The 16,948-nt window shown below is 63.8% G+C and carries 14 protein-coding genes; 2 read left to right on the top strand and 12 right to left on the bottom strand.

Translation table 11 applies throughout. The annotated features are described in order from the left end of the window. Positions 1 to 53 precede the first annotated feature (53 nt). Positions 54 to 1,274 (bottom strand): lytic murein transglycosylase, encoded by a 1,221-nt coding sequence (locus tag LB520_RS05870; protein WP_224543544.1) that lies wholly within the window; start codon positions 1,272 to 1,274, stop codon positions 54 to 56. Between the two features lie 233 nt (positions 1,275 to 1,507). On the opposite strand from LB520_RS05870, the gene galU reads away from it, so the two are divergent. Continuing rightward, entirely contained in the window at positions 1,508 to 2,413 is a 906-nt protein-coding gene (gene galU, locus LB520_RS05865; protein WP_140842140.1) for a UTP--glucose-1-phosphate uridylyltransferase GalU, read from the top strand. A 158-nt stretch (positions 2,414 to 2,571) separates the two neighbouring features. Here the strand turns inward: galU and LB520_RS05860 are convergent, their stop codons facing one another. Continuing rightward, entirely contained in the window at positions 2,572 to 4,365 is a 1,794-nt protein-coding gene (locus tag LB520_RS05860) for an outer membrane beta-barrel protein (protein ID WP_224636781.1), read from the bottom strand. 158 nt (positions 4,366 to 4,523) lie between these two features. Here LB520_RS05860 and LB520_RS05855 point away from each other — a divergent pair, with 158 nt between their 5' ends. Then, complete coding sequence (locus LB520_RS05855; RefSeq protein WP_095766328.1) at positions 4,524 to 5,525, top strand: SIS domain-containing protein; 1,002 nt, start codon at positions 4,524 to 4,526, stop codon at positions 5,523 to 5,525. Between the two features lie 56 nt (positions 5,526 to 5,581). Here LB520_RS05855 and LB520_RS05850 read toward each other — a convergent pair whose 3' ends face one another. The 10 genes from LB520_RS05850 to LB520_RS05805 all read right to left on the bottom strand — a co-directional run bounded on the left by LB520_RS05850 (position 5,582) and on the right by LB520_RS05805 (position 16,610). Next, entirely contained in the window at positions 5,582 to 6,046 is a 465-nt protein-coding gene (locus LB520_RS05850; protein ID WP_095766329.1) for an NfeD family protein, read from the bottom strand. A 20-nt stretch (positions 6,047 to 6,066) separates the two neighbouring features. After that, on the bottom strand, positions 6,067 to 7,017 hold the full coding sequence (locus tag LB520_RS05845; protein WP_224636780.1) for an SPFH domain-containing protein: 951 nt from the start codon (positions 7,015 to 7,017) through the stop codon (positions 6,067 to 6,069). A gap of 135 nt (positions 7,018 to 7,152) precedes the next feature. Beyond that, complete coding sequence (gene hemH, locus LB520_RS05840; RefSeq protein ID WP_224636778.1) at positions 7,153 to 8,217, bottom strand: ferrochelatase; 1,065 nt, start codon at positions 8,215 to 8,217, stop codon at positions 7,153 to 7,155. Positions 8,218 to 8,362: 145 nt separating this feature from the next. Then, complete coding sequence (locus LB520_RS05835; RefSeq protein ID WP_224636777.1) at positions 8,363 to 10,456, bottom strand: bifunctional metallophosphatase/5'-nucleotidase; 2,094 nt, start codon at positions 10,454 to 10,456, stop codon at positions 8,363 to 8,365. A 190-nt stretch (positions 10,457 to 10,646) separates the two neighbouring features. Beyond that, positions 10,647 to 11,021 carry a hypothetical protein gene (locus LB520_RS05830; RefSeq protein WP_095766333.1) on the bottom strand — a complete coding sequence of 125 codons (375 nt, stop codon included), beginning with the start codon at positions 11,019 to 11,021 and terminating at the stop codon, positions 10,647 to 10,649. 188 nt (positions 11,022 to 11,209) lie between these two features. Continuing rightward, positions 11,210 to 12,655 (bottom strand): homospermidine synthase, encoded by a 1,446-nt coding sequence (locus tag LB520_RS05825; RefSeq protein WP_095766334.1) that lies wholly within the window; start codon positions 12,653 to 12,655, stop codon positions 11,210 to 11,212. A 132-nt stretch (positions 12,656 to 12,787) separates the two neighbouring features. Further along, on the bottom strand, positions 12,788 to 13,723 hold the full coding sequence (locus tag LB520_RS05820; protein ID WP_224636776.1) for a heme-dependent oxidative N-demethylase family protein: 936 nt from the start codon (positions 13,721 to 13,723) through the stop codon (positions 12,788 to 12,790). A 39-nt stretch (positions 13,724 to 13,762) separates the two neighbouring features. Further along, positions 13,763 to 14,425: an aminotransferase class IV family protein gene (locus tag LB520_RS05815; protein WP_224636775.1), complete on the bottom strand. Its 663-nt coding sequence runs from the start codon at positions 14,423 to 14,425 to the stop codon at positions 13,763 to 13,765. After that, a complete protein-coding gene (locus tag LB520_RS05810) occupies positions 14,374 to 15,519 on the bottom strand; it encodes an aminodeoxychorismate synthase component I (protein ID WP_224636774.1) in 1,146 nt (381 codons plus the stop codon). Before LB520_RS05810 ends, LB520_RS05815 begins: the two co-directional genes overlap by 52 nt. Positions 15,520 to 15,905: 386 nt before the next feature. Next, positions 15,906 to 16,610, bottom strand: a complete 705-nt coding sequence (locus tag LB520_RS05805; protein ID WP_224636773.1) for a proton-conducting membrane transporter — start codon at positions 16,608 to 16,610, stop codon at positions 15,906 to 15,908. Positions 16,611 to 16,948: the final 338 nt, after the last annotated feature.

Here is a 16,948-nt window from a genome sequence, read left to right as displayed (position 1 = left end):
AGCGCTACAGCATCCTTGCCGTCTTTGAGAGGATACTGGCGCTTCCCCAGGCTTTACTGCTTGCGGAGCCATTTGAGCACTTCCAGGCTCGGATAGCCATCCTGGTTCAAGCCGACCTTGGCCTGGTAGGCCATGATGGCGGCTTTCGAGCCATCGCCGATCTTGCCGTCGAACTTGCCGTCATAGTAGCCGTGATCTGAAAGCCGCTTCTGCAGTTCCTGCCGTTCCTCGAAGCTGAGCTTGGTGAAAGGCCGCTGCCAGTCCTGCACCAGGCCGGTGCCGCCGGCGATCTCGTCGGCCAGAAGGCCCACGGCCAAAGCGTATTTGTCGGCGTTGTTGTAGGCCTTGATGACGGAGAAATTCCTGATCATCAGGAAGGCGGGTCCACCTCGGCCGTCCGGCACTTTCAACGTCGCCTTGTCAGTCAGGTTCTTGAACGGCTTGCCGCTGGCCCTGACGACGCCGAGCGCCTGCCATTGGGCGATCGTCTTTGCGCCGCCGGGCAATTTGCCGGCTGGTATGGAGACCTCATAGCCCCAGGTCTTGCCGGCCTGCCAGCCGTTCTTCTTGAGCAGATTGGCGGAGGTCGCCAGCGCGTCGGGGATCGAACTCCAGATGTCGCGCTTCCCATTGCCGTCCATGTCGACCGCATAGCGCTGGTAGCTGGTCGGGATGAATTGGGTCTGGCCCATCGCGCCTGCCCAGGAGCCCATCAGATGGCTTTCATCGATGTCGCCGGTCTGCAGGATCTTCAAGGCCGCGATCAATTGGGTGCGGGCATATTTCGACCGCTTCGGATCGCCATAGGCAAGCGTCGCCAGCGAGCGGACGACGTTGCGCATGATGTCGTCGCGCTTGAGCGTCTCGCCATAGTTCGATTCCATCGACCAGATGGCCAAAAGGATGTTGCGGTCGACACCGAACCGCGCCTCGATGCGGTCGAGCCACGGCCTCCATTTCTTCGCCATCGCCTGGCCGTTGGCGACTGCCTGGTCGTGCACGCGGTTGTCGAAATAGTCCCAGGCGGGCGCGGTGAATTCCGGCTGGGTACGGGCCTTTTCCAGCACGACCGGGTCGGGCTCGATGCCTCTCATGGACTGATCGTAGACCGCCCCCGAAACGCCGCCCGCCACCGCGGTTGCGCGGAAATCCGAGACCCACTGGCGGAATCCGGCATCGGCGAAAGCGGGTCCGGCGGGCATCAGCAAGGCCAGCGTGAGGCCGGCGGCCGTCGCCAGTGCCGTCAGGCGCCTCGCGGTGTTGCGAACGGACATCATTTCCTCCTTCGTCAAATCAGGAAGATCATTCAACGCCGAACCGGGTTAGCATTTGGTTTACCATAGGTCCCGCGGGGAACGAAAAGAGGTGTCGCGGCTTTAGTTCTCACGTTCACTGCTCGCCCTTAATCCAACATTCCGGCGTGAAAATGATTTCCGTCGGGAAATGTTTGGGGATTGCGGAGCGTGCCGCCGAGCGGATAATTGGCTGAAACGCAGGGGGTGTCAGCATGAAGCGCGTTCGCAAGGCAGTTTTCCCGGTCGCCGGCCTCGGCACGCGGTTTCTTCCGGCCACCAAGGCCATCCCGAAGGAAATGCTCACCGTCGTCGACCGGCCGGTCATCCAATATGTGGTCGATGAGGCACGCGAGGCCGGCATCGAGCATTTCATTTTCGTGACCGGACGCAACAAGGCGGTCATCGAGGACCATTTCGACGTACAGTTCGAGCTCTATGACACGCTTGCCCAGCGCGGCAAGGACGATCAGCTCGCCCGCCTGCAGCGGCTGCAGCCGGCGCCGGGACAGACGAGCTTCACGCGCCAGCAGGTGCCGATGGGCCTTGGCCACGCCGTCTGGTGCGCCCGCGAGCTGGTCGGCGAGGAGCCGTTCGCCTTGCTTCTGCCGGACATGATCATGCAGTCGGAAAAGAGCTGCACGAGGAGTATGGTCGAACTCTATGCCGAGACCGGCAACAATATCGTCGCCGTGCAGGAATGCGATCCGGCGGAAGCGCATAAATACGGCATCGTCGGCCGCGGCGAGGACGCGCATCACGGCTTCCGCATCACCGGCATGGTGGAGAAGCCGAAACAGGGGACCGCGCCCTCCAATCTTTACATCAACGGCCGCTACATCCTGCAGCCGGAAATCTTCGGCATCCTGGAGAGCCAGGAGCGTGGCGCCGGCAACGAGATTCAGCTGACCGACGCGATGCTGAAGCTGGAGAAAGAGCAGCCCTTCTACGGCTACCACTACAAGGGGCGCACGTTCGATTGCGGCTCGCCGGAAGGTTTCGTCGAGGCCAATGTCGCCTTCGCGCTCTGGCGTAGCGACATGAACGGAAGCATGGCCGGCGTCATTCGCACGCTGCTGGACGAGGTGCGGCCAGTAGAGCGGCGCGGCGCCGCGTCTTAGCCTATGCCGATTTTCAGGTGAGGCCGGTCTGCGAACGGCAGTTTCCTGCGCTTCCGGTGCTCGCGTACTTTGAGTACGCTCAGCTCCGGTTCTCGGAAGCCACCGTTCTCGACTCGGCCTGACCTGAATCTCGGCATAGGCTTGGCGGTTGCTGCTCTTCAGCGCTGGACCTTCAGGCCGAGATAGACACTGTTGGTCGTATAGTCTCGGCCAGGCAGATTGCTGGTCAGCTTCTCCGTCCTTACCCTGGTGGTGACCCCGGCATAGCGGTTCAACCACCAGGTCAGCCCGGCCTCGGCGCTCAGGATCAAATCGTGGCCGTCGGAGCCGGTGTAATCGCGCCAGTCGAGGCCGAGCGCCGAGTTCGCCGTCAGATTGGCGCGGATTTGGCGCTCGCCGGTCAGACGGCCGGAGTAGAGGATATCGCCGCTCTCATTAGCCGTCGTGGTTGTTTCGACCCTGGTCTTGCCGGTCAGGCCTATAGTGGTGCCGCGCTCGGGCGACCATTTGAGGTCGGCATCGATGCTCGGACCCGCTACCGCCGGAAGGCGGTTGTCGTCGATCGCCTCGCGCAGCCAGCCGACGGAAAATTCGCCGGACAGCTTCTCGCCCATGTCGAGCTCGAGCCCGGCGCGCGCGCCAAGCCTGGTCGAGGATCGCTGGAAGCCGTCGGTGTCGACGCGCAGGTCATAGAGGCGCCGCCCGGCCTCGACTTCCGTGAACGGCGTCAGCGCCGGCGAAATCTCGTAACCGGTGCGCAAGGTTGCCGTGTAGAGCGTGGAGTCGCGGTCCTTCTGTGAAACGGTGGTGCCGTCGGAGAGCTCGGCATCGCCGTAGAAATCATGCGAGACCGCGCCGGTCAGCGCGTAGCGCATCTTGCCGACACTCTTTTCGAGACCGACGCTGCCGTCGACGGTCTGGCGCAGCGGCTGTTGGGTGACACCGGCGATCGCATCCGGCGAGGAGGCCGATTCTGGCGCGGCCTCGTAGCCCACCTTGGCGATGGCGCGCAGCTCGTTGTCGAGGTCAACATTGAGCTGGCCCTCGATACGGCCCTGCGCGTCGTTAATCTTCTGGCCAGAGACGGTATTGCGGAACTGGCCGTAGCCGGTAATCAAAGCCGAATTCTCCCGCCAGTCGGAGGTCGCGGTGAAGCGCAGCGCCGTCTCGGACAGAACCGCCGATTTGCCGGTGCTGCTGGAATCGGCATTGGAGGTCGCGGTGAAGCCCTGCTCGAGCGTCGGCCGGAAGAGAAAGGTGCCGACCTTGATGCCCGGCGCGGCGAAGGGATCCTCCTCCGGCTTGACTTTCAGGCCTTCGATGGAGGCGGTGCGCTCCTGACCGGGGTCCAGCTTCTGCTTGTCGACGCTGTCGATGGTGACGGCACGGCGGTTGCTGCCGTCTTCATCGCCGGTGGCCGCGGCGTCGGTCCGGTTGCCTGTGCCGGCGGTCGCGGCGGTGGTCGTGCTGTCCGTCGCTTCGCCGGTTTTCTTCTTGGCCTTTTTCTTGTCGGCGGTTTTGGCGCCGGCCTTGGCGTCCTGAGCACGCTGCTTTGCCGTCGAAGGTCGGCGGGGTTTTACCGGAGCCTTCGTGTCGGCCAATGGATCATCCGTTGCCTGCGGCTGGTCGAAGATGCTGTCCGTCGCGCCCGCCGTCTGATCGTCATCGGGAACGGCGCCGGGGCTTGACGGCTGATAGGTCGTCGATGCCGTGTCCTGGACGGCAGCGGCGGCGGGCGGGGTCTGACCCTGCGATTCCCGCGCCCGCAACTGCCTGGCCTTGCGCTGCTGGTCGGCGAGTATGGCCGACTCGGAGACCTCGCCGCGCAGCTCGGTTTCCTGCGAGAATGCCGGCGCGGGATGCAGCAAGGCTAGCGCGCTTGCCGTCAGCAGCAGTGCTGCAAGGGCAAGGCCGCTTCGGCCGATTTTCGTTTCAGACTGGCCCCCGGACATCGTCACCACTGCTTGCGCGGCGCGGTTGCGCCATACTTACCGAACCGTAAATGCGGATGGTTAACGGAGGGTTGAGAGACCCGCCTCTGGGCCCCCAATCGGAGGTTGAAGGCAATTCCGTTGGACAGGGGCGCGGCAAAGCGCTAATCGCTTGCGCCATGCATGCGGGGTCCCCAGAAAGAAAGCAGCCGGACAGGCAGGCCGTGATCGAATCGGCGCTGAGAACGGTGGCGACGGAGCAGACCGGCGTGGCGGCCCTGGCCGCCGCGCTCGCAAACGGGCTGACCGAGCCTTTTGCCGCCGCGATCGACCTGATCTCGCGGATCGAGGGCCGCGTCATCGTCACCGGCGTCGGCAAGAGCGGCCATATCGGCGCCAAGATCGCCGCGACGCTTGCCTCGACCGGCACGCCAGCCTTTTTCGTCCATCCCGCCGAGGCCAATCACGGCGATCTCGGCATGATCGCCAAGGACGACGCCATCATCGCCATGTCGTGGTCGGGCGAAAGCAAGGAATTGATGGGCATCGTCGCCTATTCGAGGCGTTTTTCCATCCCGCTGATCGCCATTACTTCCGGCGAGAGCTCGGCGCTGGCGCGTGCGGCCGATGTGGTCTTGCTGCTGCCGGTCGTGCCCGAGGCTTGTCCGCACGGGCTGGCTCCGACGACATCGACGCTTCTCCAACTCGTACTGGGCGACGCGTTGGCCATCGCTCTGCTCGAAGCGCGGGGCTTCACGCCGGATCACTTCCGAACCTTGCACCCCGGCGGGCAGCTTGGCGCCAACCTGACCCTGGTGTCGGAGATCATGCGGACCGGCGATCAGGTGCCGCTCGCCCTGCTCGGCACCAAGATGCCGGAAGCGGTGATGACGCTGTCGCAGAAGAAAGTCGGGTGCGTCTGCATTGTCGATGCGAGCGGCAAACTGGTCGGGATCGTGACCGACGGCGACGTTGCACGCAATCTGCATCGCAATCTGGCCGACGTGACCGTCGATGAGGTCATGACCCGCACGCCCAAGACGATCGATCCGCAGACGCTGGCGGGCACGGCGATCGCCATGCTCAACGAGCACAATATCGGCGCACTGGTCGTGACCAAAGACAAAATGCCGGTGGGCGTAGTTCACTTCCACGACCTGCTGCGCATTGGCGCAGCCTAGTCACGCACTTTTCCAGGAATTGCCTTAGTCTCAGCCCGTCCGATACCTGTCTCGGTTCAAGCCGCCTCGACCGTCAGCTCCAGGTCGGTGTCGGCGGCGCCGACAACGCGCACTTGCGTGCCGGCAGGGAGGTCAGGACCGGAAACGCGCCACAGCGTGTCGCCGAGCTTGATGCGGCCGCGGCCGTCCTTGATCGGCTCGGCCAGCGTCGCCAGCTTGCCCACCATCTGCGCGCCGCGGCGGTTGAGCAGCGGCTGGTCGGCGTCGTCGTGGCGGCCGGCCATCAGTTTCTTGCCGACGAAAGCCGAGATCAGCGACAGGATCAGGAACGCCAGCACCTGCACCTGCCAGGTCCAGAAAGCGGCGTCCCATATCGCCAGCGACACGGCGCCGACGATGAGCGCGGCGATGCCGATCCACAGCATGAAGACGCCCGGCGCGACGATCTCCATCACCAGGAGCACGAAGCCCAGAACCATCCAGTTCCACGGGCCGAGTTCGGAAACGATACGGTCGAACATGGGAGCAGCCTCCTATGATCTCAGGTTTCGTTCGGCCGAACCAGCGGCGGGCGTGCGGCCTGCCGCTGCGCGCCGGCCGTACCTTCACTCCTGAAAACTTCCTTGGCGATCTCGCCGATGCCGCCGAGCGTTCCGATCAGCGACGAGGCTTCAAGCGGCATCAGCACCACCTTGCTGTTCGTGGCCGAGCCGATCCTGGTCAACGCCTCGGTATATTTCTGGGCGATGAAGTAGTTGAGCGCCTGCACGTCGCCCTTGGCGATGGCTTCCGACACGACCTGCGTCGCCTTGGCCTCCGCTTCGGCCGAGCGCTCGCGCGCCTCGGCGTCGCGGAAGGCTGCTTCCCTGCGGCCCTCGGCCTCGAGGATCTGCGACTGCTTGAGGCCTTCGGCGGCCAGGATATGGGCGCGCTTGTTGCGCTCGGCCGTCATCTGGCGGCCCATAGATTCGATCAGATTGGCCGGCGGATTGATGTCCTTGATCTCGACGCGGGTGATCTTGATGCCCCACGGATGCGCCGCCTCGTCGACGACGCGCAACAGGCGCTCGTTGATGGCGTCGCGATTGGACAGCAATTCGTCGAGGTCCATCGAGCCCATGACGGTGCGGATGTTGGTCATGGTCAGGTTGAGAATGGCGTTCTGCAGCCCGGCCACCTGATAAGCGGCCTGCGCGGCATTGAGGATCTGGTAGAAGGCGATGCCGTCGACACCGACGATGGCGTTGTCGCGGGTGATGATCTCCTGCGTCGGCACGTCGAGCACCTGCTCCATCATATTCATCTTGGCGCCGACGCGCTCGAAGATGGGGTTGATGATGTTCAGGCCAGGCGTCAGCGTCTTGGTGTACCGGCCGAAGCGTTCCACCGTGTAATTATAACCTTGCGGCACCGTCTTGATGCCTTTGAAAAGAAGGATGATGACCAGGAAGACAAGAACAATGATGGCAATATCGAAACCGCTGAAGCCCATTTCGTTTCTCCCTCAAAAGGCGGCGACCTCACGGAATCACTTAAGTGTGTTTCCGCAGCGTTACAATCAGGTGATCGGGAATATTGGTTAGCGAAGGCTTTTGCGCACCGGTTTCAAGCCTGTCGGTGAAGCCGGTCACACCCAGCCGGAAAGCTCGCGCCGCGCCAGCGCTTCGATGACCGCCATGCCCTCGGCGCTGTCGTTGAGGCAGGGGATGTGCGCAAAATTCTCGCCGCCGGCGTGATGGAAGGTTTCGGCGGCCTCGCGGCCGATCTCGTCCAGCGTCTCGATGCAGTCGACGGAGAAGCCCGGATTGACGATGGCGATCGATTTCACGCCGTCCTTGGCCAATTGCTCGACGGTGACATCGGTGTAAGGCTGCAGCCATTCCTGCGCGCCGAAACGCGACTGGAAGGTGGTGATGAGCTTGTTCTCGTCCCAGCCGAGCCTTGCCCGCAGCAGCCGCGTGGTCTCCAGGCAATGCGTCCCGTAGGGATCGCCCTTGTCGGAATAGGGCTTGGGGATGCCGTGATAGGAGGCGATCACCACCTCCGGCACGAAATCGAGGGTCGCCAGGTGCTGCTCGATCGAACGCGCAAGCGCGTCGATATAGACCGGTTCGTCATAATAGGGCGGCACGCTGCGGATCGCCGGCGCGCGCCTGATCTTCATCAGCGCGCGAAACAGCTGGTCGTTGGCGGTCGCCGTCGTCGTCGCCGAATATTGGGGATAGAGCGGGAAGGTGAGGATGCGATCGCAGCCCTGGTCGACCAGCTTCTGAGTGACGCTTGCCGTCGAGGGATTGCCGTAGCGCATCGCCCAGTCGACCACCACATCGGGCAGATCGGTAAGTGCGGCGGCCAGCTTCTGACCTTGAGCGCGGGTGAAAGTGCGCAGCGGCGACTCGTTCATCTCCCGGTTCCAGATACGGGCGTAGTTGGCGCCGGATTTTTTCGGCCGGGTCGTCAGCACCAGTCCATACAGGATCGGATACCAGATCGCCTTGTTGAGCTCGATGACGCGCGGATCGGAGAGGAATTCGCGCAGGTAGCGCCACATCGGCCTGAAGTCTGTGCCGTCGGGCGTGCCGAGATTGACCAGCATGATGCCGATCTTGCCCGGCCTGACCGGCGCGGCATGCGCTGGCGGCAGGCCGACGGCCTTTGCGGCTTTGGCATCGGTGGGGTCGGCAACGGTCATCAACAGTCTCCGGTAGCGCCGCGGAACCTAGCGATGCCCTGCCGGTTTTCAATGCTGCGTCTGGCCGCACCTTATCGCGTCAGGACCTCAAAAAGGAACACCCGCCCGGTTGCCCGAGCGGGTGCCATGCTTTCCGGATGACCGGTTACTTCGCGGCCGGCGGGATGGTCAGCGTCGCGCCGAGCGGCAGGCGCCGCGGCTTATAATCCTTGTTGGCTTCGGAGATGAGCTTCCACTTGGTTGAGTCGCCGTAGGCTTTCTTGGCCAAGTCCCAATAGGTATCGCCGGCGGCGATGGTGTGGCTGGTCTCGGCCGGTTTCGCTTCGGCCTGCGTTGCCTGCGCCGGCTTGGCCGGCTCGGCTGCGGGAGGAGGCGTTGCCGGGGCGGTCTCGGCGGGCTTTGCCGGTTCCGCGGCCGGCGCCGCGGGCGCGGTTTCAGTAGAAACCGCCGGCGGCGTGCCAGCTATGTCGCTGGAACCGGAAGGCGGAGCGGGCATGGCGGGCTCGCCGCTTGCCGGCGACGTCTCGGCTGGTTTTGCTGCCCCGTTCGCAGGCGCCTGGGTGGCGGGGGCGGTCTCGGCAGGCTTCGCCGGTTCCGCAGGCTTGGCCGGCTCGGCCGCCGCCGTCGTTGCCGCAATCTCGGTGATGCGGCCGTCGAGCTTCGGCGTGTAGGGACGGTGGGCGCCGAGGTAGTCGGCCACCACTTGCTCCAGGCCGGGGCCGTAGTCATAGGCGTCGGTCGCCTTGTCGGCGAAAACCTTGTAGCCGTCGCCGCCCTGGCGGACGTAGTTGTTGGTGGCGACGAGGTACTGCTTGTCCGGGCTGATCGGCGTCCAGGCGCCGTTCTCCATCACCTCGACCGATTTGACGCGGCCGGCATTGGGCGCGACGGATCTGTCGAAGGAATATTTGATGCCGGCAACCTGCGGGAAGCGGCCGGCGCCGTCCTCGATCTGGCTGAGGCCGTTTTCAAGGCCCGCAACCAGGTCCTTGCCCGAGATCTTGAAAGTGGCCAGCGTGTTCTGGAAGGGCAGCACATTCAGCACCTCGCCCATAGTCACCGTGCCCTGGTCGATCGAGGCGCGCAGGCCGCCGCCATTCGAGATGACGATTTCGACGCCCTGGCCCTTGGTGCGCTCGAGAATGGCGTCGGAGACGAGATTGCCCATCTCGCATTCGCGCGCGCGGCAATTCTCGCGGCTGCCGTCGATGGCCTTGGTGGTCTCGGCCACCTCCTTGTTCTTCAGCGCCTCGATCGGTGCGCCGAGCTCCTTGATGCGGGCAAGAACGGCGGGATCGGGGGTGATCGACTTGTCGAGATAGATCGGCGCGCCGCTCGCCTCCTTGACGACGCCGTTGTCGTCGAACACGACCTTGAACTCGCCGAGATATTTCGAATAGGACGCCGCCTGCACCACCGGCACCTTGTAACCGTCGGGGTTGTCGACCATCGTCGGGTACGGTCCCTCGGCCTTCGGATCGGTGTTCGACAGAAGGGTGTGGCTGTGGCCGCCGACCACCACGTCGACACCCGGGATTTTCGCTATGACTTCGCGCTCGCGCCTGTAGCCGATATGGGTGACCGCGATGATCTTGTTGATGCCTTGTGCCTTGAGCTTCTCGACCTCGGCCGTGACAGACTTGACATCGTCGGCGATGGCGATGTTCGGGCCGGGCGAGGCGAGTTCCGGCGTGTCGTTGGTGACGGCGCCGACGATGCCGATCTTCTGGCCACCGACCTCGACGACGATCGAAGGCTTGATCTTGTCCTTGGCGCCGGACTTGTCGTTGGGCACGACATTGGCGCTGACGATCGGGAATTTCGCCTTGTCGAGATAGGGAACCAGCGCGGTCTCGCCGTCGTCGAACTCGTGGTTGCCGAGCGTTACCGCGTCGGGCTTGATCTGATTGAGGAATTCCTCTTCCGCCGCACCCTTGTAGGTGATGTAGAACAGCGATCCCTGGAAGCTGTCGCCGGCATTGAGCAGCAGCAGGTTCTGGCCTTCGAGCTTCTTGCGCTCCTGAGCGATCGCCGTGATCAGCCGGCCGGCGCCGCCGATGCATTCGCCCTTGGTCTCTTCATCGGCGGAGCAGGTCGACTCGTATTTGTTGTTGCCTTCGATGCGGCTGTGCCAATCGTTGAAATGCAGGATGTTCAGCGTGTAGTCGGCAAAAGACGCGCCTGCCGACAGGCCGAGCGCCGAGGCCGACAGGGCTAGGATCGCGGCAATCTTCTTCATCTTCGTCTCCCGGATAAGCTGACTTGGAATATGCTTAGCGCCCTCGCTTGACTGGAAAATAACAGTCAGCTCCGGTCATGTTCACATCGGGTTCCGGTCGATGCAAGCACAAATCAGGGAGATGTTTGCCGGCACAAAAAAGGACGGCGGCTTGCGCCGCCGGCCCTGTCGGCTGACGATTTGCGAACGCTCAAGCTCGGCGCGTCAGCACGAAATTCTGGCCGCTGGCGCTGGTGCAATTGAGTTGGCTGATGGAGACCATCAGGCAGTTGAAGCTGACCGGCGTCTGGCGGATCAGCGAGGTGCCGTGGATCTCGACCGAGGTCGCTCCGGTCATGGTGTAGCTGCCTTCCGACAGCTTCTGGCCGGTGTCGGTGGCGACGGTGGTGAAGCTGCCCGCCGCGAAGGTCGACAGGCCGGTGCCCTTGGCGTCGATCCAGTTGCCCTCGACGCCCTTCGGCGCCGCCATCGAAGGCTGGTCCGCGGGGCCGGTGGTGGTGCAGGCGGCCGCAGCCAGAAGGCTTGCCGCGGCGCCTGCCGAAAGCAGTTTGCGCGCAATGGTCATTTTGAAAATCCTCTCCTCAGTCCGCCGATACTCAATCGCCCGATTTCCGGGCGATTGCAAGGCGCAGAGGGAGAGCGTCTCCACCGTTTCGCGGAAACAGCGAACCGCTCTATCCCCTTGTTTTCACGCAAATCCGGACGGAAAACCGTTTCACACTTTTCCTCGAATTGCTCCGGTAGGTCCGGCTGCTATCGGACCAGAATGTTGCGGAACTGCCACGGGTCGTCCTTGTCCAGGTCCTCGGGGAAGAGACCCGGCCGGTTATCCAGCGGCGTCCAGTCGGTGTAGTAGCCCCTGACCGGCCCGAGATAGGGAAGTTGCACTTCGAGGCAGCGCCGGTAGTCCATCTCGTCGGCCTCGACGATGCCGGCGGTCGGGTTCTCCAGCGCCCAGACCATGCCGGCGAGCACAGCCGAGGTCACCTGCAGGCCGGTTGCGTTCTGGTAGGGGGCGAGCTTGCGCGCCTCGGCCAGCGACAGCTGCGAGCCATACCAGTAGGCGTTCTTGTCGTGGCCGTAGAGCAGCACGCCGAGCTCGTCGACGCCGTCGACCAATTCGTTCTCGTCGAGCACGTGGTGGACGGGCTGCGACTTGCCGGCGGCGCCGAACATCTCGTCCAGCGACAGCATGGCGTCGTTGCAAGGATGGTAGGCGTAGTGGCAGGTCGGGCGATACTGGACCTTGCCCTTTTTCGAGCGCACGGTGAAGAAGTCGGCGATCGAGATCGACTCGTTATGCGTCACCAGCAGGCCGTATTGCGCGCCGGGCGTCGGGCACCAGCTGCGCACGCGCGTGTTGGCGCCGGGCTGTTCCAGATAGATCGCCGCTTTGGAGCCGTGCTTGTGCTTCTTGCCGTTCTTAGGCATCCAGTTTTCATGCGTGCCCCAGCCGAGCTCGGCCGGCTGCAGGCCCTCCGAGATGAAGCCTTCGACCGACCAGGTGTTCCAGAACACGTTCATCGGCTTCGGCTTCTTCGTGCGCTGGGTGTCGCGCTCGGCGATATGGATGCCCTTGACGCCGGCCTTCTTCATAAGCCTGGCCCAGGCCTCGCGGTCTTCCTGCGCGGGCTCGGAAAACTCGAGACCAAGATCGGTGGCGAGGTTGACCAGCGCCTTCTTGACGAACCACGAGACCATGCCGGGATTGGCGCCGCAAGTGGAGACCGCCGTCGGGCCGCCCGGCTTGTCTTGCTTTTCCTTGATCATCGCCTCGCGCAGCGCATAGTTGGTGCGGCTGGCATTATCGGCCTCGGTGTCGAAATAGAAGCCGAGCCACGGCTCGACGACGGTGTCGATGTAGAGCACGCCGAGCTTGCGGCACAATTTCATCAGGTCCACCGAGCCGGTGTCGACCGACAGGTTGACGCAAAAGCCCTGGCCGCCGCCATTGGTCAGAAGCGGCGTCAGCAGCTTCTTGTAATTCTTCTCGGTCACCGCGTCCTGCATGAAGGCAATGCCGCGCTCGTCGAGCAGCTTGCGGTCGGTGTCGCGCGGGTCGATGACCGTCATGCGCGACTTGTCGAACTTGAAATGGCGCTCGATCAGCGGCAGCGTTCCCCGTCCGATCGAGCCGAAGCCGATCATCACGACAGGGCCGGTGATTTCACCGTAAACGGGCCAGTTTTCGTTCGCCATTTTTTCGCACACTCCTTCAAACACGCGCAAAACCGGGGCCTTTTGCCCGACGGCCAAGCGCTACAACCACAGATCATTGTCATAAACCAGCGAAAAGCACCAACCGCCGGCCAGGCCCGGCTGGCACCTTGGTTAAGGCGTGCAGGCCATGCCGCTGAGGAATTCGACCAGCCGGTCGCGGTCCGCGGTCAGGCCCTTGTAGTCGAGTTGTTGCTGGTCGAGAGCCAGGAGCTGCTCCGCGAAGGAGACGGCGAGGGCTGCCCGGTCAGGATGGCGAATGAGCAGCTTGAGCGGATCGAGATGGATGCGGATGGTGAAGAGGATGTCGCGCGACAGGGGAAGCTTGCGCAGAGTCTGGCGTTCGACGCGGATGAAGGCGTGGGCGTCGACATCGCCGTCGGCGAAGCGGCTCGGGCGGTTCGTGGCGCGGTCGATGCGTTCGACATTGGAGAGCGGATGATAGAGCGCATCGTCGGCTTGGATCGACCAGTTGAAGCGCTCGACCGCCTGGCCCTGCAGGCCGTCGAACATGCGGTTGATGAGCTCGGCCGGCCGCGTGCCGGGCCCGAATCCAGGCACCGGTTTATGAATCTCCTGCAATGGCTTGCCGAATTTTTCCTGCAGCGACCAGGACGAAGGGAAGCAGAGCGAGCCGGCGGCGAGCCGCCAGCCGTGCTCGCCGCGGCGCATCAGGATCAGGTCTTCCTGGACGAGCAGCGAAGCCTTGGCCAGCGGCGCCTCGCGCAGGGCAGGAGGCAGCCTGTCGATCGTCTCCTCGAAACCAATCGGCTCGACATCCGCTCCGCTGCGGCGGTGCGTGCCGGGGTGCGCGGCTTCGAGATGCGCGGCGAGCAGGTCCAGCACTTCGCGCTGAGCCTCGCTTGTGCCGTCTTCTTCGACAAAGACCTTTTCCGGGATTTCCGCATAGAGCCGTTGCTTCTCGGCCAGATGCGGCAGCAGCAATTCGTCGACCTCGATCCAGCGGTCGAAGTCGAGCGGCTTCAGCCCGATGGTGAAGAGTTTCGAGGACCCGTCATAGGGCGTGTGGGTCGGCTGGCGGATGGTCATGCCTGTTTGGGTGCTATCCAGTTTATGTCTCCGGCGCGGTCAGCCAAGCTGCGCCGGGATCAGCCCGCGCAGCGAGTTGCCGACGAAGATCGCCTTCGCTGTCTTCAGATCGTCGAAGCTGTAGATCGCTTCCACGGCGCGGCCTTCGTCCAGAAGCGCGCCGCGCAATATTCCAGGCAAAAGGCCGCAGTCGAGCCGCGGCGTGGCAAGCGGGCCGTCGCCGAAGTCGGCGAAGAGATTGGTGATCGTGCCCTCGCAGAGCTCGCCGCGCTCGTTGGCCAAAAGCACTTCGTCGGCGCGGGTGGCGAGATATTCGGCGCGCGCCTGCGTGTAGACCTGGCGCAGGCTTGTCTTGTGGCGCAACAGCTTGTTGGCCGAATCGAGCCGTATTCGCGCCAGCTGCAGCCGCCAGACCTTGTCCGCTGGCAGCGGTTCGTAGGCTTGAGCCACGGCCGTCGCTTCGCCATTGCGCTGCAAGGCAAGGCGCACGCGCAAGGCAACTCCGTGTCCGCTAACGGTGTTCGAAAGCACTTCGCCGATCCGTTCAGGATCGCAGACGAAGCCGAGTTCGGCGGCGGACGCATAAAGTCTCGCAAGGTGGCGCTCGAAGCGCAGGAAGCCCGAGCCTGGCTCCCAGCGCATGGTCTCGATCAGCTCGAAGCCGGCACCGTTCCCGTCGCGAAGCGGGCTTTCAACAGGCACTCCCGATACTCCTCCTCGGCGGTGGAATCGAAGACGACGCCGCCGCCGACATTGTAGACGGCCTCGCCGTCGGCAAAGAGCGAGATGGTGCGGATCGCCACCGAAAAACGCATCCTGCCGCCCGGCGCGATCCAGCCGATGGCGCCGCAATAGACGTCTCGCGGCGCATCTTCCAGCTCATGCAGGATTTCCATGGCACGGATTTTCGGCGCGCCGGTGATCGAGCCGCAAGGGAAGAGCGCGGCGAAGATTTGGCGGATGCCGATACCAGGCAAAAGCCTTGCCCGCACGCGGCTGACCATCTGGTGCACCGTCGGATAGGTCTCGATGCGGAACAGTTCCGGCACGTCGAGCGTGCCGACTTGGCTGATCAGCGAGATGTCGTTGCGCAAAAGGTCGACGATCATCCGGTTCTCGGCTTGGTTCTTCTCGTCGTTGCGCAGGAAGGCCTTCAGCCGGGCGTCTTCGGCCTTGGTCGCGCCGCGCGGCGCGGTGCCCTTCATCGGATGCGTCTCGATCATGCCGTCGGCATCGATCTCGAAGAACAGTTCGGGCGAGCGCGACAGGACGATCGGATCGCCGAGCGAGACCAGCGCGCCGTATTTCACCGGCTGGCGTTCGGTAAGCGCGTCGAAGGCCGCAAGTGGATCTCCGGACCACTGCGCACGGACCGGGAAGGTGAGGTTGCCCTGGTAGCAATCGCCCTTGCGGATGTGGTTGTGAAGGCGCGCGAAGCGGCTTGCATAGTCGTCGGCGGACCAGGCTGCGCGGGCATCGAAGATCGGGCCGTTGCTGGCGGGCGCCGCATTTTTCGGCACCGCCTGGTCGATAGGCGCATCGAATACGCCGAGGCAAATCAACGGCGCGCGGCGGCCTTCCGGCAGCAGCGGCACCAGTTTCGGCTCGAGCAGGTAACCTGCTTCGTAGGAGAAATAGCCCGCCAGCCATTTGCCGGAGTCGGAGGCGGCCTGGGCCCTTTCAAGCGCAGGCCCGAACTCTTCAGCCTCGTGCGCGACGATGATCTCATCCGGCCGATCGAAGACCAGCTGACGAGCGGTCGCGTCGTTGCGGAAAATGGCTGCGGGCAGGGACATAAGCCTCGGATGCGGACAATTCAGCCGACCGCTCTATATGGGGGTTCGGCGTGGCGCAATCGAGGGAACGGCGTCGAACGGCGTAAAGGCGTCCCGTTGGCGCGGAAGCTTCGGTAGCTGATCCTGCAGGGATGGCGGAAACGCCCGAACTTCGTCATCCACGGGCGGAGCGGACGCGAAAGCGGACGCGTAGACCCGAGGATCCATTCCGTGATCTTAATCGTAGGGTGCTGCGGAGCAGAATTCTGCAGCGTGGCAACGCCTCGACTTCACGGAATGGATCCTATGGTCTGCGCTGCGTCGCTTCGCTCCTCGCTACGCCATAGGATGACGAAGTGGCGGGTGTCTCTGGCCAATGGACGGCGTTTGCGACGCCGGCTAGATGTTCAGGTGTTATTTGCGGTTCCGGCCGTCGGGAACTGGCGGGCGAATTCGGCCTCGTTGCCCGAAGCCAGCAATTTTGCCTGCTCGATCCACTTTTCACGCGCGATGCGGCCGTCGAAATTGAGCACCTCCTCGATGCGTTTGACGTCGGCGGCGGTCCAGGCGGCGATCTGGGCGTAGGTGGTGACGCCTTGGCCTTTGAGCAGCCTTTCATTGACCGGCCCGATGCCGATGAGGCGGCGCAGATTGTCTGCCTTGCCGGACGCGGCCTGCGGCGCTGCCGCCTTCTTTGCCGCGGGCGCTGCCGCCTTCTTCGGCGCGGCGGCTTTGGCCGCCGGCTTCGGTGCCGCTGCAGTCTTCGTTGCGGCCGGCTTCTTTGCAGCGGCGGGCTTTGCGGGCCCGGCCTTTGCCGTCGCCGATGTCGTCGGCATCAGCGCCGACGGCGCCGGCGTGGCGGCCTTGTCGGCGCCGGCCTTGGCGGAAGGCGTATCGCGCAACCGGCTTTCGAGATCGGCGCGGGCACGGCCGCTGGCGTCGAGCTCGCCCTTCAACCGATCGCTATCGGCGCGCAGCCCGTCGCGCTCGCTCCGCGTGCGGTCGAGATCGCCACGCACGCTGTCGAGCTCGCCGCGCAGACGGCCCCAGATGAACCAGCCGACCAGGATACCCACAACGAACGCCAGGAGCATGTAGAAAAAAGTGCTCATTTCCCTCTCCAGTCCGATCTGTCGGCCGAGGCCCGGAAAGGCGAGCTCACGCCAGGGATCGTCAAAGGTTCCGTGATCGGCGCAATCGCCGGCTTCAATCGAGCCATCGGCGTTGGCCTTGTCCGAAGCCGACGGCCGTCATCGCATTCGCCGTAGCGGCGCGACCAGCCATCTCTGGCCTGCGCGATGCGTCCGGCTGAGCTTGAGGCCGGACGCTATCATATGGCTTGTCGAAAGCCAGTTGAAAAATGCGCCGGAGAGTTATTCAAGAACAGCTATTTAGGGCAAGAATAGATTCTTGCTAATATGCGTTGCGGCTAAACTATAGCTGCCGATGC

It is taken from the genome of Mesorhizobium sp. CA12, assembly GCF_020165255.1.
Taxonomy (GTDB): domain Bacteria; phylum Pseudomonadota; class Alphaproteobacteria; order Rhizobiales; family Rhizobiaceae; genus Mesorhizobium.
Note: the sequence above shows the minus strand (reverse complement) of the source record. Positions and strands in the feature narration are given on the sequence as shown.

Bases quoted from the DNA above. Each gene is read 5' to 3' on its own strand.
- LB520_RS05870 (WP_224543544.1), bottom strand. From the start codon at position 1,274: ATGTCCGTTCGCAACACCGCGAGGCGCCTGACGGCACTGGCGACGGCC.
- galU (WP_140842140.1), top strand. From the start codon at position 1,508: ATGAAGCGCGTTCGCAAGGCAGTTTTCCCGGTCGCCGGCCTCGGCACG.
- LB520_RS05860 (WP_224636781.1), bottom strand. From the start codon at position 4,365: ATGTCCGGGGGCCAGTCTGAAACGAAAATCGGCCGAAGCGGCCTTGCC.
- LB520_RS05855 (WP_095766328.1), top strand. From the start codon at position 4,524: ATGCATGCGGGGTCCCCAGAAAGAAAGCAGCCGGACAGGCAGGCCGTG.
- LB520_RS05850 (WP_095766329.1), bottom strand. From the start codon at position 6,046: ATGTTCGACCGTATCGTTTCCGAACTCGGCCCGTGGAACTGGATGGTT.
- LB520_RS05845 (WP_224636780.1), bottom strand. From the start codon at position 7,017: ATGGGCTTCAGCGGTTTCGATATTGCCATCATTGTTCTTGTCTTCCTG.
- hemH (WP_224636778.1), bottom strand. From the start codon at position 8,217: ATGACCGTTGCCGACCCCACCGATGCCAAAGCCGCAAAGGCCGTCGGC.
- LB520_RS05835 (WP_224636777.1), bottom strand. From the start codon at position 10,456: ATGAAGAAGATTGCCGCGATCCTAGCCCTGTCGGCCTCGGCGCTCGGC.
- LB520_RS05830 (WP_095766333.1), bottom strand. From the start codon at position 11,021: ATGACCATTGCGCGCAAACTGCTTTCGGCAGGCGCCGCGGCAAGCCTT.
- LB520_RS05825 (WP_095766334.1), bottom strand. From the start codon at position 12,655: ATGGCGAACGAAAACTGGCCCGTTTACGGTGAAATCACCGGCCCTGTC.
- LB520_RS05820 (WP_224636776.1), bottom strand. From the start codon at position 13,723: ATGACCATCCGCCAGCCGACCCACACGCCCTATGACGGGTCCTCGAAA.
- LB520_RS05810 (WP_224636774.1), bottom strand. From the start codon at position 15,519: ATGTCCCTGCCCGCAGCCATTTTCCGCAACGACGCGACCGCTCGTCAG.
- LB520_RS05805 (WP_224636773.1), bottom strand. From the start codon at position 16,610: ATGAGCACTTTTTTCTACATGCTCCTGGCGTTCGTTGTGGGTATCCTG.